This is a genomic window from Sporocytophaga sp. (assembly GCF_017745095.1).
Taxonomy (GTDB): Bacteria; Bacteroidota; Bacteroidia; order Cytophagales; family Cytophagaceae; genus Sporocytophaga.
Map to the genome: position 1 here is coordinate 15,881 of NZ_JAGHZZ010000003.1, position 22,913 is coordinate 38,793.

The 22,913-nt window shown below is 35.6% G+C and carries 22 protein-coding genes; 9 read left to right on the forward strand and 13 right to left on the reverse strand.

Annotation, left to right across the window (positions count from 1 at the left end; all coding sequences use genetic code 11):
- Positions 1–121: 121 nt before the first annotated feature.
- The 9 genes from J7604_RS05125 to yiaA form a co-directional block, all read right to left on the reverse strand.
- Positions 122–2,029 carry a metallophosphoesterase gene (locus J7604_RS05125; RefSeq protein ID WP_293892092.1) on the reverse strand — a complete coding sequence of 636 codons (1,908 nt, stop codon included), beginning with the start codon at positions 2,027–2,029 and terminating at the stop codon, positions 122–124.
- Positions 2,030–2,287: 258 nt separating this feature from the next.
- A complete protein-coding gene (locus J7604_RS05130; protein ID WP_293892095.1) occupies positions 2,288–2,566 on the reverse strand; it encodes a GNAT family N-acetyltransferase in 279 nt (92 codons plus the stop codon).
- Positions 2,567–2,610: 44 nt separating this feature from the next.
- Complete coding sequence (locus tag J7604_RS05135; protein ID WP_293892098.1) at positions 2,611–3,123, reverse strand: DUF6702 family protein; 513 nt, start codon at positions 3,121–3,123, stop codon at positions 2,611–2,613.
- A complete protein-coding gene (locus tag J7604_RS05140) occupies positions 3,120–3,746 on the reverse strand; it encodes a HupE/UreJ family protein (RefSeq protein ID WP_293892101.1) in 627 nt (208 codons plus the stop codon). The genes J7604_RS05135 and J7604_RS05140 overlap by 4 nt, the downstream gene beginning before the upstream one ends.
- A complete protein-coding gene (locus J7604_RS05145) occupies positions 3,746–4,534 on the reverse strand; it encodes a pirin family protein (protein ID WP_293892104.1) in 789 nt (262 codons plus the stop codon). The genes J7604_RS05140 and J7604_RS05145 overlap by 1 nt, the downstream gene beginning before the upstream one ends.
- Before the next feature lie 224 nt (positions 4,535–4,758).
- On the reverse strand, positions 4,759–5,112 hold the full coding sequence (locus J7604_RS05150) for a hypothetical protein (protein WP_293892107.1): 354 nt from the start codon (positions 5,110–5,112) through the stop codon (positions 4,759–4,761).
- Positions 5,105–5,743: a dienelactone hydrolase family protein gene (locus J7604_RS05155; protein WP_293892110.1), complete on the reverse strand. Its 639-nt coding sequence runs from the start codon at positions 5,741–5,743 to the stop codon at positions 5,105–5,107. Before J7604_RS05155 ends, J7604_RS05150 begins: the two co-directional genes overlap by 8 nt.
- A gap of 11 nt (positions 5,744–5,754) precedes the next feature.
- The gene (locus J7604_RS05160; protein ID WP_293893150.1) at positions 5,755–6,690 is read right to left on the reverse strand and encodes a ring-cleaving dioxygenase; all 936 of its coding nucleotides are present in this window, start codon (positions 6,688–6,690) and stop codon (positions 5,755–5,757) included.
- Between the two features lie 411 nt (positions 6,691–7,101).
- Positions 7,102–7,503, reverse strand: a complete 402-nt coding sequence (gene yiaA / locus J7604_RS05165; protein WP_293892113.1) for an inner membrane protein YiaA — start codon at positions 7,501–7,503, stop codon at positions 7,102–7,104.
- A 532-nt stretch (positions 7,504–8,035) separates the two neighbouring features.
- Here yiaA and J7604_RS05170 point away from each other — a divergent pair.
- The 7 genes from J7604_RS05170 (at position 8,036) to J7604_RS05200 (ending at position 17,694) form a co-directional block, all read left to right on the forward strand.
- On the forward strand, positions 8,036–9,235 hold the full coding sequence (locus J7604_RS05170; RefSeq protein WP_293892116.1) for a TolC family protein: 1,200 nt from the start codon (positions 8,036–8,038) through the stop codon (positions 9,233–9,235).
- Between the two features lie 2 nt (positions 9,236–9,237).
- Positions 9,238–12,393, forward strand: a complete 3,156-nt coding sequence (locus J7604_RS05175; protein ID WP_293892119.1) for a CusA/CzcA family heavy metal efflux RND transporter — start codon at positions 9,238–9,240, stop codon at positions 12,391–12,393.
- Positions 12,394–12,416: 23 nt separating this feature from the next.
- Positions 12,417–13,607, forward strand: coding sequence for an efflux RND transporter periplasmic adaptor subunit (locus J7604_RS05180; RefSeq protein WP_293892122.1), 1,191 nt, complete (start codon positions 12,417–12,419; stop codon positions 13,605–13,607).
- 635 nt (positions 13,608–14,242) lie between these two features.
- A complete protein-coding gene (locus J7604_RS05185; protein WP_293892125.1) occupies positions 14,243–15,160 on the forward strand; it encodes a TauD/TfdA family dioxygenase in 918 nt (305 codons plus the stop codon).
- Positions 15,138–15,749, forward strand: coding sequence for an FcoT family thioesterase (locus tag J7604_RS05190; RefSeq protein ID WP_293892128.1), 612 nt, complete (start codon positions 15,138–15,140; stop codon positions 15,747–15,749). The genes J7604_RS05185 and J7604_RS05190 overlap by 23 nt, the downstream gene beginning before the upstream one ends.
- Positions 15,742–16,629, forward strand: a complete 888-nt coding sequence (locus J7604_RS05195) for a class I SAM-dependent methyltransferase (protein ID WP_293892131.1) — start codon at positions 15,742–15,744, stop codon at positions 16,627–16,629. Before J7604_RS05190 ends, J7604_RS05195 begins: the two co-directional genes overlap by 8 nt.
- A gap of 12 nt (positions 16,630–16,641) precedes the next feature.
- Positions 16,642–17,694 (forward strand): Rieske 2Fe-2S domain-containing protein, encoded by a 1,053-nt coding sequence (locus tag J7604_RS05200; RefSeq protein WP_293892134.1) that lies wholly within the window; start codon positions 16,642–16,644, stop codon positions 17,692–17,694.
- A 40-nt stretch (positions 17,695–17,734) separates the two neighbouring features.
- Here J7604_RS05200 and J7604_RS05205 read toward each other — a convergent pair whose 3' ends face one another.
- The 4 genes from J7604_RS05205 to J7604_RS05220 form a co-directional block, all read right to left on the reverse strand.
- Positions 17,735–18,199: a hypothetical protein gene (locus J7604_RS05205; RefSeq protein ID WP_293892137.1), complete on the reverse strand. Its 465-nt coding sequence runs from the start codon at positions 18,197–18,199 to the stop codon at positions 17,735–17,737.
- Positions 18,200–18,207: 8 nt separating this feature from the next.
- A complete protein-coding gene (locus J7604_RS05210) occupies positions 18,208–18,438 on the reverse strand; it encodes a hypothetical protein (protein ID WP_293892140.1) in 231 nt (76 codons plus the stop codon).
- Between the two features lie 93 nt (positions 18,439–18,531).
- Positions 18,532–18,987, reverse strand: coding sequence for a DUF1801 domain-containing protein (locus tag J7604_RS05215; RefSeq protein ID WP_293892143.1), 456 nt, complete (start codon positions 18,985–18,987; stop codon positions 18,532–18,534).
- 207 nt (positions 18,988–19,194) lie between these two features.
- Positions 19,195–20,541 carry an ATP-binding protein gene (locus tag J7604_RS05220; RefSeq protein WP_293892146.1) on the reverse strand — a complete coding sequence of 449 codons (1,347 nt, stop codon included), beginning with the start codon at positions 20,539–20,541 and terminating at the stop codon, positions 19,195–19,197.
- A gap of 291 nt (positions 20,542–20,832) precedes the next feature.
- Here J7604_RS05220 and J7604_RS05225 point away from each other — a divergent pair, with 291 nt between their 5' ends.
- Together J7604_RS05225 and J7604_RS05230 are read left to right on the forward strand one after the other, a co-directional pair.
- On the forward strand, positions 20,833–21,513 hold the full coding sequence (locus J7604_RS05225) for a response regulator transcription factor (protein WP_293892149.1): 681 nt from the start codon (positions 20,833–20,835) through the stop codon (positions 21,511–21,513).
- A gap of 1 nt (position 21,514) precedes the next feature.
- Positions 21,515–22,891, forward strand: a complete 1,377-nt coding sequence (locus tag J7604_RS05230; RefSeq protein WP_293892152.1) for a sensor histidine kinase — start codon at positions 21,515–21,517, stop codon at positions 22,889–22,891.
- Positions 22,892–22,913 lie beyond the last annotated feature (22 nt).

Below are 22,913 nucleotides of genomic sequence, written 5' to 3' on the forward strand. Positions count from 1 at the left end.
AACAAATTTTAAACACAAAAAAATATATTAACTCACTATATTTTAAAGCAATGACTGAGTAAAAAATTAGTTACATGATTTTAATTTATTTTATTAATTTTTAGTTAATGCTCAACTAACCCTACTCTGAAATATAATTAAGACGGACGATTTTACTTCTGTGTTCATTTTCCATTTTAAGTATATAAATGCCGGTTGGAATTTCTGATGCCTTTGCATTTAAGGTAAAAGTTTTTTTCCCAGGCGTGGAAGATCTTGCAATGACAATATTCTTCACAACTGTTCCGTCAAGATTGAACAACTCTATTCTGGTTGGGTCGGGACCATTATAAGAGACTGTTATTTCCTCATTAAAAGGATTAGGAAAGACTTTAACCTCTTCTTCAAAAGTAGGGGCGTGTACATCAGTAATTAATTCTATAGTTGCCTCCACTTGTATTTTAAAGGTATCTGCTATACACTGAAATTGGTCAGACACTACAACTACCTGGTCTTCTTCAGGGTAGAAACTGACATTTTGTTCCTTACTGCTATCATGAGACCAGACATAATCACCTTTCCAGGATGCGCTTAAAGAAACAGAATCACCGAGGCTGACTTTAATATTATTGATTCTTCCAGCGTCTTTTATAATTGTAAACCTGTCCCTGATCGCACCATCTGCATTAAGCCATTGAGCATCTAGCCGAGATCCTTCTATTTCCAAGATTAAAGATCCTCCGTTGGTTATATCATTAAATGCTTCCATTGCATTATGAGGATAAGCTACATGTGGATTTCCACCAACACACCCTGATGCTCCAGAAACAACATAAACAGTTCCATCAACTTTATGGAGAGAGTCCTTCAGATAGGTACATGAATTTGGCGAGCCATCATACCTTCCGCTTGAATGGCTCAGGTTATGAACATCCGGATCAAAAGTCGATTCCGCACCATAATGACCTTTGATAAGTTTGCTGCGTTCATAAGAATGGCTATGACCGCAAATAATGAGATCCACACCATATCGTTCAAGTATCCTAATAAAGTTACTTCTGATCAAAGCCAGTTCTGTTTCGGTATCAGAATTGTGATGTCCCATGGTGTATGGAGCATGATGCCAAAAAGCAACAATCCATTTACTCTTATTAGCTTCAAGGTCCCTTTTCACCCATTCTACCTGAGCACCTAAGGTATCATACAGTCTGGTGGCATTGTCCTCTTTACCATAGGAATCAAGAGAAAGAAAATGGATATTTCCATAATCAAAAGAGTAAAAAGCTTCTGTCCCGGAAGGTACTCCACCAGCTTCACCATTTGAAGGTGTATCAAATATATCATAGTAAGCAATTTTATGATCCGCTTGCCGCTCACTGTTCATGGCATAATCATGATTTCCAGGAGCCGGATATAAAGGTATATTTTTCAGTGCATCTCTTTCATATATTGAAAAAAAACCAGTTTTGTATTCATCATCAGAACCACTCCAATAAGCATTGTCTCCAAGCAAAAGCATTCCATTGGTAAGATTACTTCCTCTATATCTAAAAAACTGATCCCTGACCTTTATTTGATTTATTGAATTATTACCACAATCTCCTATCACCCAAAAGGAATACTTCCCTTGAGAATCTTTAACAGGAGGTGTCAGAAAATAATTCTGATCATTTCCTTGTAAAATACTATCTCCAAACCCAATTGAATAATAGTATTTTGTATAAGGCTTAAGATCAGAAAGTAACACTGTATGTTCTGTAGTTTCAAAAAGATCAATAGTGCTTTGGGTCAAATCAGTGGGAGACAGTCCATACTTAACAATACTATTAACTTTATTATTAGTTCTCCAGCGAAGTATCATGGAAGTTGGAGTAGGCTTTTGAAGGTAAGGTCCCCTTACCAAAGATGTTTTATCCTCATTAGCAATATCTATCTCATTTTTATTCCTTTCAGTGACATTAGCATACCCAGCAATATTGACGGCACTAAACAGAACTATCAGCATCAAATTAAAAAAAGCAACAGTACTCCGCTTCTTCCTGAAGTTCATATTAAAAAAATCAAATAGATTTAACCGTAAATAAATCATGAAGCCGTTGTACTTTTTTTTTAGAAAACGTGAGTGAGCACGTTCTATAAAAGCAAACGGTAAAACTAACGATATAGTTACTAAAACCTCTAAAACCCTTATCAATTAAGGGCTACAAAAACTATCAAGTATTTCAAAAAAAATATTAAATCTAAAAAAATTAAAAAAAACTATTTATTCCAAAAGAACGTATAATCACCTCTCTCAATAAAAGAGCATTCACAAAACATCCTCATATCCCTTATATTTTTCAAATACTGACTTTGCAAAAGGACATAAGGGGATAATTTTAATATGCTTTTCTCTTGCAAATGCCACAGCATGGTCAACCAATTGTTTCCCTATACCTTTTCCCTTAAGCTTATCAGAAACTTCCGTATGCTCTATGATGATTCTATCCTCACCTCTCCATCTGTAATACATAGTTGCTAATCTTTCATTTCCTTCATCAATGAAAAATATTCCTTCCTGATATGTTTCTGCATTTTGAATATTCATAACCTATTTTTTTAAAACTTTACGCTTGTTCATTAAGCTTTTTCCTAAAGCAGTAAATTTTCTTTCGTTTTATCAATCTCAAATTTAACAGTCCTTTTAACCTTATCATTAATATTCAGATGAAACATATTCACCTGTTCTTTAAAACTCTCCATCATAATGAAGTTATATATTTGAATTGAAGTAATTTTAGACAGGTCCACTTTTTCTGTTTCATAATAAATTATAATACCCATCTGATTCTTCTGCTCCGTCCTTACATACTTCAGGTTTGCCTTTGATGCATTAAACATCATTGAAAAATTCTTTTGAAAGAATTCATTAACAAACTTCTGTGTAATCTGATTCTTCTGATTAATAAAAACATCACCCCCTGAATAATGATAATTGTCATGAAGTGTGTTTTCAAAATCATCCTGAAAGACTCTGTGAGTGATTTCAAATACTTTCTTTACTGCGTCATACTTTACAGAAGTATAAGCCATCTTCAAGGGATGCGCAGAGGACACACCTGGCAGGAGATAAAAAACAAGGAGGTATAAAAAAATCTTCTTCATTTAAACAGAACGTCTATTATCATCATCAGAGAAAGTCCTGCACCGGCACCTGAAAAGAAGACTGTCCACTCCCTGTGCAATACATTAAAAACCCTTGTTGAAGTATATAAGAGGGCAAGAAACAGTATTACAATTGTTACCTGTCCAAGTTCAAGACCTGAATTAAATGCGAAGAGTTGCTTAATAATACTGGAATCCTCTCCCATCATAAATTTAAAATTATTAGCGAAACCCAAACCATGTATGAGTCCGAAGGATAATGCGATAAAGTAATTTACCACAACCGCTTTATCAAACGTTTTTTCCCCTGCTTCTTTTTTCTTCCTTACGATATTTGTCATCGCTGTAAAAAAGATTGTCATAGGAATTAAAACTTCTATCCAATCCGGAGGTAGCAGTATGTAATCAAGGGTCGACAGTGCCAATGTCAAAGAATGGCCGATGGTAAAAGCCGTAATGATCACCAATATTTTCCTCCACTCATTGAAGGTAAACAAAGCGCATAAAGTCATAACAAACAACAGATGATCATAGGCTTTAACATCTATGATATGATCCCAACCAAGTTTTATGTAGTCACAAAACTCAGCATCAAATATATGAGTATAAACATGTAGGTACATTAGTCGATCATTGGAACGTCCATCAATAAAATCTGAAGATCTTCAGAAGCTTCTATAGAGATCTTATCTGTATTCCATATACCGAGTCCGTCTCTTAGAGTAAGATCTATTCCATTTATCCTTGCTTTGCCTTTAATTATAAAGGCATATACGCCATTCCCTTTAAAAGCTAATGGATAAGTAACTTTGTGGTTCTTTTTAAACTTTCCTACAGAGAATACAGCATTCTGATATAGAAAAAGAGCATTAGTATCATTAGGAGAAACTACTTTTACCAAAGTATTAACAGGTTGATCTTTTAATACGCCATTTTTCTGCTGATACCTTGGTTGAACATTTTGCTGATTAGGGAATACCCAGATCTGCAGAAGTCTTAATGTGTCTGTTTTAGAGTAGTTATATTCAGAGTGAGTAATACCAGTTCCCGCTGACATTATCTGAACATCTCCTGCATTAATCAGGCCTCTGTTTTTCATATTGTCTTTATGTTCAACGGTCCCCGCTAAAGGAATTGTAATGATCTCCATATTATTATGAGGGTGTGTACCAAAACCCTTTCCACCATCTATCCTGTCATCATTCAATACTCTGAGAGCGCCAAAATTCATTCTATCAGGGTCATAATAGTCACTGAACGAAAATGTATGGTAACTAAGTAACCAGGCTATTTCAGAAGTTCCTCTTGTATTTGCCTTATGAAGAACATATTTAAACTGACCTTCTGGTTTTGTCTGGGCATTAGCACTTAAAACAAGTGTAGATAGCAAGCATATAATCAGATATTTCATATCAGCGGTGGTTAATCTGTAAACGATATAAAATTAGGAATTTATATACGGAAACAGATTGACCTGTATCAAGAAAAGAGAAGGGAATTTTTAAAATAAAAAATATAAAACAGAGCATTGACTAATGTGCTTGAAGATAGCTAAATACTTATAGCTTATGGGCGAGAGAAGTCCTTCTCCTTCAGAAAAGGATTATAGATGATATCTAAAATGCATAAAAATTTTTATGGTAGCGTTATAAAAATTGATTTCCTCCTAATAGGAGTAAGATTCCTGGTTCTATGCCCTTTTCCCTCTATGTCTTCCATGAGAAGAATATCTCCTCCCTTAAAACTTCTTTTTATACCCAGAGATGTTTCTATTTCAATTTCCCCATCAAGTAAAATAATATATTGCTTTTGAGGAGCAGTATGAAAATCAAAATCATAAGAAGGTTCCACCTCTCTGAATATCACCCCCTTTGCGGGTTGAGTTTCAGAAAGTCTCCCAATAGTACCCGCTTCTTTCAAATCAATGGAGACATCTTCAAAATGACTGTCTCCATTGGCATCACTATATACTTTTGTTACACTAAACATTTTGATTATTATTTAAAACCCATTTATTCGCCCAATCTATCTCTTCCTGAATAATGGTGTGTCCCATATCCTTGTAGACAATTTCTTTTACATTCGCATTTATTTTTGTCAATAAAGATGTGCTATCCTTTACCCTTTGAACAGGAACGTGAAAATCAGGATCGCTCGTGCCGATAAAGATTGGAGTACCTGCAAAATCTCCCTTGTATTTTTCGGCATATAATTTATCGCCAATCAATCCTCCAGTGAATGCTATGGCTCCCCCCCATCTGGTTGCGTATCTTGCAACAAACTCTAGAGTAAGACACGCCCCTTGTGAAAAACCGAGAAAATATATCTTCTCTTTTGCTATTCCCTTTGAAACAACATCATTTACAATCCCATTCAATAATTCAATCGCTGAAGAAAGGAATGGTTCATTCTGCGAAGGTTCTGCCAGAAAAGAATAAGGATACCAAGTATGATTAGTTGCCTGAGGAGCGATAATTGCAAAATCATCGTTCAACTTGAAATAAGAAGACAGGGAAAGGATGTCTTCAGCCGATGCCCCTCTCCCGTGTAACATTATAAGCACCTTCCCTGCCTCTTCAAGTTTTTTACCTCTATATACTATATTATTATTCTGATGCATAATCTTAGGTATTAAGCTTCCACAAGTTTAGGCAAAACTTTTTCTATCTGACTTCTCTTTGATTCATATTGAGCAGGCAGTTTCAAGTTCTTACCTAATTCATTCACATCCTCATCCACTGCAAAACCAGGATTATCTGTTGCTATTTCAAAGAGCACTCCACCTGGCTCCCTGAAGTACAAGGAATAGAAATATTTTCTGTCAATCTTAGGAGTAATATTAAAACCTTTGCCTACTACGATATCCCTATATTTCATCAATGTCTCTTCATCTTTTACCCTGAATGCAACATGGTGAACAGTACCACCGGCAACATGGCCACGACCTTCTCCTGCTGCTTCTACAAGATCTACTATATTGGCATTTTCTACTGCATCAGTTTTAAATCTGAAACGATTTACATTTTCAGCATCCAATTTAAATCCGAAAATATCAGTTAATACTGCAGCAGTATCTTTAATAGAGCTTAAGGTAAGGGTAACATTATGAAACCCTCTTGTTGCAATATCTGCAGCTACATCTCCTGAAACATAAGGAGTGCGGCTATCAGTTGTTTCATACAATTCAAGCTTTAATCCATCCGGATCAAGAAATGTCAGATACTTTTCTCCAAATCTTTCTGAAGGCTTATTATAAGTAACATTAAGCTTATCAAACCTTTTAACCCAGAAATCCAGACTACCCTTCGGAACAGCATAACCTATCTCAGTAGCCATCCCTGTGCCTCTTCTTCCTGGAGTAATTCCTTCCCAGGGAAAGAATGTCAAGATAGAACCCGGAGTACCAACCTGATCACCAAAATAAAAATGATAAGTGCCAGGATCGTCAAAGTTCACTGTCTTTTTTATAAGTTTCAGACCTAATACTTTTGTATAGAAGTCAAGATTGCGTTGTGCAGAACCTGCAATAGCGGTTATATGATGTAAACCTGATATAACGTCTTTCATAACTTTAGTGTTAATAGTATAAGTATAACTTTCTTCAATTGTTCTCAGAAACAGAAACCTGATTCTGCCCTGAACTAATAACACAAAGATACACTGCCTCATTCCTAATCTTCCTTGATCCAGATTAAGAAAGGATCTTGACACAGATCAATAAAATTAGGGATGGCTTATTATACAATTATCATGAGGTGAGAATCAACCAAGGGGCCGAAAGCAGTAAAATGCTTATTTATTTTGATGAATTTAAGTCCTCTTCTTCAGGAAATGGTCAACTTAGCAACAAGACTAGTAAAAGCTAAATTTTCTTTATTTAAAATAAAAGTAATAAGAGAAAAGGAGAGCAACAGTTTGAGCAACAGCAAGAAATTGCTGAATTAATGCTGTTGCTGTTGCTGTTGCTCTTGCTGTTTTCTATAATCCGCCCTTATTGGCCGCTTGAACATCTCTGGTATTTTTTTGAACAGTTATAGCGCCGAAAATAGCTAACAGGAATGCGAAAGCGTAAAATCCTTTTTCACTGGGCAATAACACTGCATTCCAAAGTCCTATTGCAAGCAGTACTATCGACAATAGAGTGGCAAACCAACTTAAACCATAATACAGATCCGTCACAGGTACCCCTTCCAGTTTGTCTCTCACGCTTTTCTGTACTGATATTACCGAAAACAAACCAAACATGAGGACTGTAAAATAATATCCTTTTTCATTAAGAAGCATTTCTGCTCTCCATAGACCAATTAAATACCCACATATTCCCGCACCTAAAGCAATCCATGAAGCAGCGATAAATGCATTTGAAGGTTTTTGATTCATAATAATTCATTATTTAGGTAAATAAAAATTGAAGTGATTCATTAAAAGCTTAAAATTTAACCAACAATATTCCCCCATGTGGAAAATCCTGACAGTCAATAATTACATAGCGTCTATTCATTCTTTTAAAGTTTTAAATGACTGTCATTCAAAGATTGAACCACTTTTCAGACCTTCTTTAAATCTCTCTTTTATTCAGCCGACTTTGTATAGGAGCGAAAAGATTAGTGTTTTTTAATGACATTTTAATGTTCCTTTAACCACATTTTAACTCCTTTGCTAATGTATTAAGGGTTTTAAAATCAATACAATTGTCTTTTATTAAGACAAAAGAGTATCTAAGAGCAAGATATTTATTACAATTCCAAGATAAATAATCTAACAGCCCCCTATTGACATTTACAAAACATTGAAATATATTTATTCAACACCTATAAATTACCTCAGGGTTTAAAATACGAATTGTCTTATTCTAATAGAGGAGAATCAGACAATTTTGAACTATTCTAATATTTAATTTTAATTTTTAACAATGAGACTAAAAGTGAAAATACTCCTTTATGGAGGGTTATTCTTGCTTTACAGGCTGGGTTATAGCCAGAAAAGCATATCCCCTGATTCTGCTATCCAGATAGCATTAATTAATCATCCACAAATAAAAGTCTCAAACCTTCAGGTAGAACAACAACAACTTTTAAAAGGAAGTAGTCTTCAGATTTATAATACTGAATTGTTATTTGAAGCTCCTCAGGGCAATGAACTGAGACCAGGCATACTTCAATCTATTGATTTTCCGACTGTTTATATGCAACAGTACAAAACACAAAAGGCCAATATCAATCTGATGAAAGCAGACAGGGCTGTTAATACAAACCTCATAAAATACAATGTTCGAAACACTTATATCAGTTACCAATACTGGAGAGAGCGGTTTCAAATACTGAAAAATCAAGACTCTATATTGCGTGGGTTACTGAAGATCAATGAGGTGAGGTACAATGTGGGACAAATAAGCATTCTTGAGAAAATAAGTGGAGAAGCAAAGTATAAAGGTATTGAATTACAGCTATTGCAGGCTTCTGCAGAGTTCAGAAATTCAAGAAAACAATTCTTACTCGCCATTGGCACACCAGAGGATACAACTTATATACCCGATAGAAGTATAGAAAAATTTCCACCACTGATTATTAACAGCTCTACAGCTGAGCATATAACCAATAACCCTGTATATCATTACTATCAAAGACAACAGGATCTCAGCAAAAGACTTTTAAAACTTGAGAGGGCAAGGAGAATGCCTGGATTGCTTGTTGGTTATTTAAATCAGGGAGATGAACATACAGCATTTAAATACAGGCTGAGAATGGGAGTTACCTTACCTATCTTTTATTGGGGCTATCATTCAAGAATAAAGGCAGCAGACAAAGGTATTGAAATAGCAGAGAATCAGTTAGTGCTAGGCAAATACAAACTAAATGGAGAATACGTTCAAGCAGTAAGCAGATACAGGCAGTTTACACAAGAATTAAACTACTATGAATCTGCTGGCCTTCTGGAAGCTGCACAGACATTGAAATCTGCTTCTGAAAGCTACAGACTTGGAAGCATCACATATTATGTATACTTGTTAAATATCGAGCAGGCCTTTTCAATAGAGCTCAATTATCTTGAAGCGCTGAAAAACTACAACCAGTCCATTACTCACCTTAATTATCTTTTAGGAGACATTTAATCATGATTGAAAAGATTATAAGCTTCAGCGTCCGCAATTACATAGTTGTACTGGTTTTAACATTGATATTGATTTTATGGGGAAGTTACTCATTGTCTGAACTCCCAGTAGATGCAGTACCAGATGTAACAAGCAACCAGGTAGATGTGATTACCAATAGTCCGAGCCTTGCATCTCTTGAGATTGAGAAATTCATTACTGCGCCTATAGAGATGTCCATGTCCAACATTCCTGGCCTTATTGAAATGAGGTCAACTTCAAAATTCGGACTAAGCGTTGTGAAACTGGTCTTTACAGACAACACAGATGTATACTGGGCCAGGCAGCAGGTATTCGAAAGGATTCAGGCTGTTCAGGCTGAGATTCCGGAAGAACTTGGAAAACCTTATATGGGACCAGTTTCCACAGGACTTGGTGAAGTATTTCAATATGTAGTAAGACCTGAAAATCCAAAAGACAAAAGCTTTTCCTTAATGGAAATCAGAACCTTACAGGATTGGAATATAAGAAAACAATTGCTTGGAATACCTGGAATCGCTGAGGTGAGCGGCTTCGGGGGATATAAAAAAGAATACCAGGCTAAGATAAAACCAGACAGAATGAAAGCGCTAGGCGTTTCTATAGACGAGTTGTTTGATGCCCTTAGCCGGGGAAACAGCAATACAGGAGGAGCTTATATTGAAAAAAACAATAAAGCCTTTACCATCAGAGGAATCGGTCTTGCTACTACACTTGAAGAAATTGGTAAGTCTGTTGTTAAAAACAACGTGGGAGCTCCTGTATTAATAAGAGATGTAGCAGAAGTTGATTATGGTAATAGTATCCGCTATGGCGCAATGACCATGAACGGAAACGGTGAGGTGGTCGGAGGTATCATCATGATGATGAAAGGAGAAAACGGAAGTGATGTAATTGAAAGAATAAAAACAAGGATGAAACAAATAGAGGCCTCTCTTCCGGAAGGCTTGATTATTGAACCTTTCATCGACAGAGAGAAACTTGTTTCTAAGGCTATAAAAACAGTCTACACGAATTTAATTGAAGGTGCAGTAATAGTAGTTTTGGTAATTCTCTTCTTTCTTGGCAATTGGAGAGCCAGCTTGCTTGCAGCTTCTGTTATTCCACTATCTATGCTTTTTGCTTTTGGTCTAATGAAAGAATTTGGTGTGGTTGGAAACCTGATGAGTCTGGGAGCTATAGACTTCGGCTTACTTGTCGATCCGGCCATCATCGTTGTAGAAGCAGCCGTTTTACATCTTTCTCTGAAAATGATTGGGAAACAAAATGAAAAGATGCGTTATAAAGAACGACAAGAAATTGTAATCAATGCGGCATCAGACGTAAAAAAATCAGTAGTATTCGGAGGTTTAATTATCCTCATTGTTTATTTCCCTATACTTACACTTACTGGTATAGAAGGGAAGATGTTCACGCCTATGGCCAAAACAGTAAGCTTTGCGATCATTGGAGCATTGCTTCTATCCATCACTTATGTACCCATGATGTCTGCTCTGATTATAAAGCCTTCTTCTCACGAAGATCATGGAATCTCGCAAAAGCTGATTGATGCTGTATATAACTTTCTCAGAAAAATCCTTGTTTGGGGTATGGAAAAGAAAGCAGCTATCATAGGATTTGCTCTTACTGTACTTGGTGCAGGGATTTTCGGTTTTGCTATCATTGGAGGAGAGTTTATACCAAAACTGCAAGAAGGAGATCTTGTAATAGAAGTAAATCTTCCTGTTGGAACTTCACTTTCTGAATCTTTAAAACTTAGTGATAAGATTCAGGCAGAACTTCTCAGAGAGTTTCCAGAGGAGATTGAACGTATTGTTTCGAAAATAGGAACGTCTGAAGTGCCAGTAGATCCAATGCCTCTGGAAGCTCAGGAAATTGTAGTAGTGCTGAAAGATAAGGATCATTGGAAAAAAGCAAAGACCCAGGAAGGTCTGGCAGACCTAGTATCTGAGGTAATGCAAAAATTTCCTGGAATTGTAGTTTCAATTCAGCAGCCTATAGAAAACAGAGTAAATGAATTGATGAGTGGAGCAAGAACAGATGTTGTAGTTAAGGTATTCGGCCCTGACCTTGATACGCTGGTAAGCAAAAGCAACCAGATCATCGGAATTATAAAGGAGGTGGAAGGAGCTGCCGATGTTCAGGAAAACAAAATTTATGGATTACCTCAGATCAACATTAAGTATAACAGAGACCATATGGCTTATTACGGTGTAACTGTTTCCCAAATCAACAGAGCTATTCAGACGGCATTCGCTGGAGGTATCGCAGGGATTATCTACGAAAACAACAAACGTTTTGATCTTAGTGTCAGATTATCCAGTGATGAAAGAAGTAAAACTGAAAACATCAATAATCTTCTCATCAGTGATAAAGACGGAAATCCGCTTCCATTGCATCACCTTGCTGAAATCAGCGAAGATGTAGGGCCATCAGAAATAGGTCATGAAAATTTACAGAGGAAATCCAACATAGGTTTTAATGTAAGGGGCAGAGATCTTGCTTCTGTCGTAACTGACGTTCGTACAAGAATAAACAATGAGATATTTATACCTCAAGGTTATACTGTGGAATATGGTGGTGAATTCGAAAATTTTGAAAGAGCCAAAAGCAGGTTAGCTATAGTAGTACCTATTGCTCTATTGATCATCTTTATTCTGCTGTTTATTTCATTCGGCACCTTCAGAGACAGCTTCCTGATATTTTCTGTTGTTCCCCTTTCTGCAGTGGGAGGTGTGTTCTCATTATTGATTAGAGATATGAACTTCAGTATCTCTGCGGGTGTAGGATTTATTGCGCTATTCGGTGTAGCTGTGCTGAATGGAATTTTGCTTGTTAGTAAATTTAACGACTTACTTCAAGAAGGAATTATAGACCCTAAACAACGTGTGTTAATAGGACTTAAAGACAGATTAAGACCTGTTTTAATGACCAGCTTTGTGGCAGCCTTAGGTTTTCTTCCAATGGCCATGTCTTCCAGTGCAGGTGCAGAAGTACAAAAGCCGCTTGCAACAGTAGTGATCGGAGGTCTGTTTACTGCCACATTCCTCACACTAATTGTGCTGCCAGTATTTTATACAATATTTAAAAAAGATCAATCAGAAAGCTGGTATAAAAAATACCTGCCCGAAAACAATTAATATACTCCTAAACATACTTTATCATGACAAATTCGGTTCCACATAAATTAATATCAGGTTATCTATGTTGCATGCTCATTGTTGTATTTCAAGCGTGCCACAAAGATAATAAAAGTGCATCAGCACCGGTCATTGAAGAGAACTCCGTTGAACTAACCGAGGACCAAATGAGAAGGCTTGATATAAATCTGGTATCACCAGAGAAAAAGGCCTTGGAATCATATATACATTTTAATGGGAAGATTGTAGCATTGCCAAATTATCGCGCAGAAGTAAGCTCCAATGTACAGGGAAAAATAGAAAAAGTATTTGTCCATGAAGGTGATTACGTAGAGAAAGGAAAACCTCTTATTGAATTAAGTAGCATGAGGTTGGTAGAACTTCAAGAAGAATATTTTGCAGCAAAAAACGAAACTGATTTCCTAACTATAGAATTGAACAGACAGGAAGAGCTCAGAAAAAATAATGTCGGAGCTCTTGTGGATCTTCAAACTGTGCAGACCAAACACAGGTCTTCTATGAATAGACAAGCATCTCTGAAAGCTAAACTTGCTTTACTTGGCATTGATATGGAAGGTAATGGATCAGATGTGATAAGAACAAAATTATCCATAAAAGCTCCTATCTCTGGTTACATTCATGCTTTGCCAGTGAGCGTGGGTATGATTGCTTCGGCAGAAACAATCCTCGCTGAACTGATAGATGTGAGTCAGTTGCTTGCGGAAATTTATGTCTATGAAAAAGATATTGACCTTATTAAATCTGGCCAGTCTGTTACCCTTTACTTTATCAATCATTCATTTGGGGAAGTGCAGGGAACAGTATTTAATATAGACAAAGTAATTGATGAAAGTACAAAAGCCATCAATGTCTTTGTTAAATTCTCTGCTCCTGACAAAAGCATCATACTTCCAGATATGAACATCATGGCGACATTAGAGAACAAGAGTAATAATACTCCTGCTCCAACGGTACCACGTTCCAGCTTATTACAGGAAGATGATCTCTACTATATTTTCTTAACCGATAAGAAAGTAAAAGATGGTAAGATTAAACTAAGTAAACATAAAGTAGATCTGGGCGATAAAAATGAAAAAATGGCTGAGGTTATTTTCCCAAATCCTGTAGAGAATGAAATATTCGTAGCAGCTAACAATGTAATGGCAATAGAAATGGAAAGGAAGAAGAAAACAGGCGGCGTTTTTGCTGATTAAGTCAAACTTCCACTTAATATAAAAAGAAAGCCCTTTGATCCAAATGGATCAAAGGGCTTTCTTTCGAAATAAGGAAATTCACTAATAATGTAGTTTATAATTCTGCTCTTTTATAAAAAGCATAATTGATATATTTAGATCAATTTCATTTCTACCTATCTTCTCAATTATCTTAATAGGCAGAGTCAGCAATTATTTCAACATTGACTTCTTAAAATACCAATTACCCATAACATTAAAATCTTTATCGCCGAAACAGCAAGCAATTACGACGTATTTTAATTTCCTAAAACCCAAACATTTAAAGGCATCTACCCCTTTACTGCATTTTTAATTTCAAAAGCAAAAAAAGCATTTCAAAAATTTTTAGATATTTTTTTATTATATACTTTTGATCCGGGTTATGGTCATAAACATTAGCTACGTTTTTGACAAAGGTCCTTCTGTAACCCTTTTGTATCTAGGAATAACAAGCGCGCTTCATTCTTAAACCACCAACCTATTATGTCTTAAAGGACATAATAATTAGTAACACTTAGGCTTTATCAATTTCATCATCCAGATAAAATGAATCTGGGCCAGGCCGAACTATATCCTTTATAATATTCAAGTAAAACTTATTTAAAAAGATTTTTATGAAAACAGAAAAAATTGCTATCGGCTGTAATATATACGGCGTTGACGTAAAAAATATTTCAGATGCTGAAATCAGTGCATTACAAGATGAGCTATACAAAAACAGGATTATTATTCTGAAAAATCAGGATATATCAGATGAAGCTTATTGCAACTTTGCTACTAAATTCGGTACTCCTATACCTTACCTACAGGAAAACTACCATCACCCTAAGTTCCCATTGATCTTCGTATCATCTAATGTAAAAAAAGATGGAAAACAAATAGGCGTACCTCGCACAGGTGGCTATTGGCACTCCGATACTTCATTTGAAAAGGATCCTAAAGTATTAACAATGCTACTGCCTAAGGTGCTACCGTCCACTGTAAAAAGAACAACTAAGTTCATTGACATGAACGCTGTATATAAAGCGCTTCCAAAGGATCTTCTTGACGAAATAGAAGGTGAAGAATTTATCCATAGCGGAAGATGGAAATATAAAATCCGTCCGGAAGATGCAGGTATAGACATCTCTGAAATGCTGGAAATGATAGACTTCTATGCTCCTCCTGTTAATCATCCTGCCATACTTGAGCATCCATATACGAAAGAAAAAATTGTATATGGCACAAGAGGCTTTACAGTAGGAATTAAAAATAAATCTCTGGATGATTCTCAAAGGATACTAAATGAAATATTTGACTTTGCAGAAACTGATCAGTTTATAAGAGAAGTTACCTGGTCTCTTGGTGACCTTATTATATGGGATAATCGCTTTCTTGCTCATTGCTCTGGAAGGAAAAAAGCCATCACTGAAAACATCCATGAAGATGTAAAGAAAGAAGAAGAAACTATGATGTACAGAATTACTTTAAAGGATGCATTTCCTTTGTGTGCCTCTCAACTCCACGAAAATGTTAACATACTACAAAACTGAAACGAATATGACTACTGCAATAAACAACACTTATAAAACCGAGACTCCTACAATAGAAATTTCTCCGGACTTCCTTGATCTTATATTAAAGCCATATAGAAATCATGCGAAATATCTGCATGAAGCCAAGATCACTCATTTTCTGGAAAAGTTAGAGCCTAACTCTACCTCTAGCTTAATCACTGCCAGAGGAAAATTTTCAATCCCAGAAAGTTGTTATATTGATGATACCGGACATTTCAATGCAGTCGAGTTCAATATTTGCTTTAATCAACTGGCATATGTAATGTTTGGAAAATGCCTTCAGGAAGGGATCTTTCAAAGACTCATTCCAATATGGGAAAGTAAAATAAAACTTGACTATGACATCTTCCTTAAACAACAGCTTTCCTCAATGCTAATTGTAAAGATCGAAGGAAAATTCCTAAAACAACTTGACAGCGATGGTTTTTATGGAGAAATATCAATTGATAAAGTTATATCTTCTAATGATGCTCACTTCGCGTACACGACTGTCTCCTTCTCAGATGAGGATGGTATTAAATGCAAAGGTTCTGTTGTACTTGCCTTCAATCCGATTCATGAATAAACAAAAAAGCAATGCAATCCGCTCTGCGGAAACCGTGGCTGCACTCAGGGCAGCCACGGCTAAAGAGGAGGATGCCTTAATTCAGTGCGAAGATTACCTTGCAAAATTTTTCATTGGATATAAGTACCGTCTTATCACAAGCATAAGACCTCAATGGCTTCTCCAAAAAATCATTGAAGCCAGATCTCCCGGAAGTTACTGCTTCGCTATCATCAGAACTAAGTTCTTTGACGAGATTCTTCTCAAAGAAATTTCAGGAGATATAGATCAAGTAGTGATGCTTGGTGCAGGATACGATACAAGGGGAATAAGATTTAAAGTTCATCTAAAAAAAATAAAAGTATTTGAAATTGACTTTCCAGGAACCCAGAGAAATAAAAGAAAGAAGTTGGTTCACCTTCCTGAAGAAATTCCTTCTAATATTCATTTTATTCCGCTAGACTTTAATGAAAGGCCTTTTCACGAAGCTTTAATGGAAGCCGGATTCTCCAAAAATAAACGTACCCTGTTTTTGTGGGAAGGCGTCTCTTATTATCTGCCAGAGAAGGTCGTTGTACAAGTTCTTAGCTTTATCTCTCAATGTGCAGCCGGAAGCTCTATCGCATTTGACTATGCTACAAAAAAATTTGTAAAGGGTGACCATAGTTCGCATGGAGGAAAAGAAATTGCTAAATGGCTGGCAAAAATTAAAGAACCGTTTTTGTTTGGTCTAAATGCTGATGAAATAAGCCCATTTTTATCCAAAATAAACTTGTCTGTAGTAACTGATTGTGGACCAGAAGAACAAGAGAATTTGTATTTAAAAAACAGGAATGGAAAGATTATAGGCAAGACACTCGGACATGTAAGAATGGTCCATGCTAGAGTTTCAAATAAATAAAATTGACCTCATATGAAAAAACATAATTGCGAAGAGTCCGATATACTTAGATTTCCTCATCCAGTACTAGTGTCTTCTTCATTAAAGAAAAAAATAAAAGAGGTAACTATAAATGGGAAAAAATATGTACTCTATAGAGACAACAATGGTAAACCTGTTGCCTTTCCCATAGCCTGTCCTCATCGGGGAGCTCTTTTATCAAAGGGTAAAATAAACAAAGAAGGAGAACTGGTATGTGCCTATCATGCCTGGAAGATCAATGCATCAGGACAAGCTCAGAGTCCCTCTGTATCCAATAAAACCTGCGAAGTACATAGCTTAAAAACTTGGGACAAATATGGCTTTATCTGGATTGCGAATAAAAATACTCCCGACGAAGCCTTTCCTGATTTTATCAAGCCTGGATATGACCTTATAGATAATTTTTCCTCACATTTTGATGCTCCCGTAAAAGTTGCACTGGATAATTTTGGTGAAATTGAACATGCGTTCAAAGTACATACATTTATAGGTCCTGGTCTTAATGATCTTAATACAGTAGACTTTAAAGTTAAAATTGAAGAAGAACAGACTTATGGTTTTCTCGACTGCAAATACAGAAATTTGCCTTTGTTTCTAAGTTCATTTTTCGGAATAAAAAAAGGCGATCACTATCACAATGATTGGGTATTCAAGTTCAAACCATTGCATGGATCATACAAAAACTATTGGACTGATAAAGATAGTACGACAGAACGGGCTGTTTCCTTTATTATAACAAGCTTTCTTGTCCCTGTAAATTCTAATGAGACAAAAATTCAGGTGTTTGTTCAAATGGCTATTAAAAACAAATGGTTAAAACTTTTGACGCCTATTTTAAAATTATCTACAATACTAATAACAAGATATGAAATTTGGGCTGATGCAGGTATTGCCCAATATGCTGCTGAAGATCCTGAAGATGGATCCAACTGGAAACTTACCTATCTTGACAAACAAATTATGCCTAACAGGAAATTGATGGATAAATTATATTTCCAAATACAGGACAAAAAAGTATTAACAGAAGAAGAAATTGAACAATAAAAAAGTCAGGAGTATTACTATTAATACTCTTGACTTTACATCAGAAGCTTCTGTAGTATGGTCTTGATATAAAAGGTGAAAAAGGCCATGGTACAGCGAGAAAAATGATAAGTATCACGACTCCAAAATAGATCAAAACATATTTCCTTTTTAGTTCATACGTCTGAGCTCTTTTAATTATAGAAGATCCTATTGTTAATACAAACACAGCGATAGTCATCATTGACACATGATATAAACCAAAAAAAGCCATTTCAGGAATAGCCAGCCCCTCTTTTATATTAGCCCTGAAATATTTTACCATCGGGCTTTCAAAATAAAGATAGTAGCCTAGAATAAGCTGTATATGAGCAAAAGAGACTGTTGCTGATTTAAATATATCACCCAGCTTAAAAGCAGGCTTCCCACTTTTTCTATTGATTGCGAAAATTATGGTAGTTCCTATAAGTCCGAAAACCAATAACCACCTTATTATTGAATGAAATGAAAATATTATTGGGTACATAACTTAAACTACAATTCTTCAATATTATACTTTAACGAATTTTTATCGAGATACATCTTAAGCTCTTCAAGACCTTCCCAAACTTCGCGTTTAATACTTTTGCATACATAAATCCCTTCTTCTTCCACCTCGATTACATCTCCCCAGTTTTCATCATCAGATTCAAAGTCTACCAATTGTCTTAGCTTTTCCTTGTTGTCTTCCGAAAGTTCTACATGAATAAAATACTCAAATCCCATATATTTAATTTAATTACCAATTAACAACAAATTTTAAATGTTTTTAATAAGTGAAGATGTACTCGATTTATTTTTTTATCAGATGATAATCATTTATGATCGCATTAACTTCTGCTTATAAAGATTTATCCATGCTTCTGGAGTCATTTTAGATGCAAGCTCCCCTATAAGTTTAAAGGGAATCTGATCTATTTTCTTAAATCTAATACAGCTTTTACCCATATCCAACTTTGCTTTGCATACTTTTGCATATTCTTCAACAAACCAATTCAGTAGAACATCATCAGCATATATGCCCATATGATAAAGCGCTATAAAGTTTTTCTGGGAAGCTATACTGATAAAAGGAAGTGGTAATTTAGGATCACAATGATATCCTTGTGGGAATAAAGAATGTGGAACTACATAACCAGGTATCCCATAACTTATTACTTCTTCAAAACCTTTTGGTAGATTCTTAACTATAACATTCCTAAGTTCTGTCATTGCCACTTTTCTATCTTCTGGTAATGAATTTAAATAAATTTGTACTCCCTGATCTTTTATCATATGCTGAAAGACCGAAAAATCTATATTTCATGATAAATCCTGTAGATTATTTGCAAGATATAATTTTTTCATTTACTGATTAAACCACAATAATCTGTCAATCTAAAATTTGAATGTCGCAATGTCACTGTTTCATCAGAGCAGCTTATTCAAAACTTCTTCTAAATTTAAAGGCCTATTTAAAAGAACATCTATTTCTTATAAATATTAAACACCTGTTTTACCCTCCTTTGCAAATTCTCTGTTTATACCTGTCAGTAAATCTCCAGCCATTATTCTATTTGAGCTTCGTGAGACAGCCTTGAGACAGCAATGACGCAGTACATTCGTTACGGAACCGCCACAAATTTTATAACGTTCTGCAAGATTAGTCAGGTCTACATCTTCATCATAAACAAACCCTTCCGGTTTTGATTTCTCCCACAACAGCAGCCTTTCTGAATAGTCCGGTAGTGAAAAATTTACGATCGACTGAAGTCTTCTGTAAAAAGCCTGATCAATATTTTTTTTATAATTGCTGGCAAGTATTACAAGTCCATCATACTGTTCGACACGCTGCAGCAAGTACGCTACCTCTTGATTCGCATACCTGTCATGAGCATCTTTAGTTTCAGACCTTTTTCCAAATAATGCATCTGCTTCATCAAAAAACAGAATCCAGTTTTGACCTTGTGCTCTGCTAAATATTTTTGAAAGATTTTTTTCTGTTTCTCCTACATACTTGGATACTATCATAGACAGATCGATCTTATATGTTTCCCTTCCCGTAGCCTTTCCGATTAATGAAGCTGTTAAAGTTTTCCCCGTTCCGGGAGGCCCCGCAAATAATGCCCTATAGCCAGGCATTGTCTTTCGAGCATAGTCCTTATTACTTAGCAACTGCTTTTCGAAACGAACCCAGTCAAGAATATCTTCAACCTGATCCAATGTTTCCTTATTAAGCACCAGATCATTCCATTCCAGTGAAGTTGATATTTTTTCCGCGGGAAAATCAGACGAAAAATGAGGTTCCAGCGCCTTACCATTAATCAGACAATCTATGATTTCCTTTGAAGGATTAAGTAACTGGCTTGTGAAAGGCTCATCAGGCTGGGCTACATATAAAGATATAAGATGATATGCGTTTAGCTTCTCTTCAGGATTAAACAAATACAACCAGTCGAGTACGTTCCCCTGTCTTCCAGCAAGCAAATAAAGGGCAGTTTGTATTGTAGGTATAAAACCTCTGTAGGCCTTACCAAGAGCACCGCCTATTTCTGACGGTACCATTTCCAATTGATTTTTTACAGAGAGAAATCTATTACTTAACTCTGGTTTCAGAAATGGGCTAAGACTCAATACAAGTATCAGCCTTTCTGCCGGTGAAAGATTACATTTTTCAATAATAGAACTATAGATATCCCCTTTCACTAATTTAGGTGCGGGAACAAGAGAGAGCAAATCTCCTTCAAAAACCTGGAATGATACTCTCAGATCAAGAACAGATTCCAGCCAGGAGATATCCATATTTAAAGCAGCATAAGTCCGCTGGATAACCTCAGTTTGCATTGTCATTTTCCTGGTATTATTAAGTTCAAGGGAAAGAGCGGGAGACTCTTTTAATGGAATTGTATTGGGTAAAAATAAAACTTATTTAATTATTTCAAACTATCTTAAAAAAGATTCTGTTGAAAAAACATATTCCAAAGTCTTTTAAAATCTCTTAAAATCAAGGGCCTATACAATCACTAACGGTTTGAGAGTTTAAGTTTTTGCTCGAAATCATAAAAAGTTTCAAGGGAAATTTTCTTTATACTAAAAAATAAAAAAGAACGGTAAGTATATTTGAATTTAGATTTACAAAAAATGAAAATTCTAATCATTGAAGATGAAGTAAATGTCGCTTCTTTTATTATGAGAGGCTTTCAGGAAGAAGGACATTCCGCAAGCATAGCTATGGACGGAGCCACCGGTCTTCAGATGATGACTGATCACACATTTGATCTGGTAATACTTGATCTGATGCTTCCAGGTATTAATGGTATGGAGGTTTGCAGACGAATAAGAGAGGACAATTCCGATGTACCTATCATTATGCTAACAGCACTTGGAACTACAGAAAACGTAGTGTCTGGCCTTAATGCAGGCGCTGATGACTATATGATAAAACCATTTAAATTTTCCGAGCTGTTGGCACGTATAGAAGCGATTAAAAGGAGAACCCAGAAAAACAATCCCAAAAACTTTATTTTAAAATTTTCCAATTTGGAAATAAACACCTCCAATAAAACAGTCAAAAGAGGAGATGAAAAAATAACACTCACAGCTACAGAATTTAAGCTTCTGGAATATCTCATGATAAACCAGGGAAGAGTATTATCGAGGGTGAGCATACTTGAAAATGTATGGGATATTAATTTTGACATGAATACTAATGTGGTGGATGTATACATTAACTATTTAAGAAAAAAAATAGACAAAGGCTTTGAAGAAAAGTTAATACACACTGTAGTGGGTATGGGCTACGTTATGAGAAAAGACGACTGACATGACCATACGTAATAAAATTATTATTCTTTATATTTCTCTGACTGCAGCAACTTTGCTGTTGCTAAGTATATTTATATTTTTATTTACCTCTCATTTCGCTACCAGAAATTTTTATACAAGACTTAAAGCCAGAGCCTCCATTGCAGCGCATAAGCATATGGAGGAAGATCTAAGCGCAAAACCTGTATATGAAGAAGTCCGAAAAAAGCATCTTGTACCTTTGACCGGTGAAAGAGAATATTTAATTAAAACAGATACCATTTATTCCAAATCAAAAGGAAGTTTTTTAAGTGCTTTGCCTTCAACCTTCCTTGACGAAATCATAAAGACAGGATATGCTGAATATAAAGATGGAGATGACTTTTTTGTTGGAGTTTATTATAAAGATCAGTACCCAGATCATATAGTAATCCTTACTGCTATTGACCAGGAAGGAAATGAGCTTCTTTCATCTCTAAGAAATTTACTTATAGTAGGTTTCATAGCATGTTGTGTAATTATACTCGTAGCAGCAATATTATTTTCAAATCAAATCTTAAACCCAATAGCCCGAATTGTAAAAGAGGTTGATCAAATTCGTGCATCTAATCTCCACCTTCGCCTTGATCCAGGAAATGGAAAGGATGAATTGTCTCACCTTGCAAATATCTTTAACAACATGCTTGACAGATTGGAAGCGTCTTTTGAAATGCAGAGCCATTTTGTAAGCAACGCTTCTCATGAATTAAGAACTCCTCTTACCACGATACTAGGTGAGTCTGAGATAATCCTCAAAAGACCCAGAAGTACAGATGAATATATCCAGTCTTTAAATACAATTGCTTTGGAAGCAAGTAAACTGGACCAACTCATAACCAGTTTACTAAAAATGTCTCAACTGGGCTTTGATGGTAAAAAGCTGATCACAGAAAAAGTTCAGATGGATGAGCTCTTACTTGCAGTGAAAGCAGATCTCACCAGAAGGATACCTGACAATCAGGTAAGTCTTGAATTTTCTGAGATGCCTGAAAACATTGAATGGATATCCCTTTCAGTAAACAGAATGTGGATGAAACTCGCTATCATCAATATTATTCATAATGCCATTAAATACTCTGAAAATCAAAAAGTAATTGTAAAACTTTTTGCTAATGAAAAGCTTCTTGAAATAAGCGTAACAGACTCTGGTATCGGAATACCCGCTGAGGATATCACTCACGTATTTGAGCCGTTTTATAGAGGTAGTAATACAACAAACTTTGTAGGGCATGGCATTGGCCTTCCCCTTTCACTCAAGATTATCCGTCTGCATCACGGAAAAATTTCTATTAACTCAGAAAAGGATAAAGGAACAACTATTAGTATATACTTTAACCGTGAAGAGCTAAGTGAATAATAATTCAACATTAATACTCTCT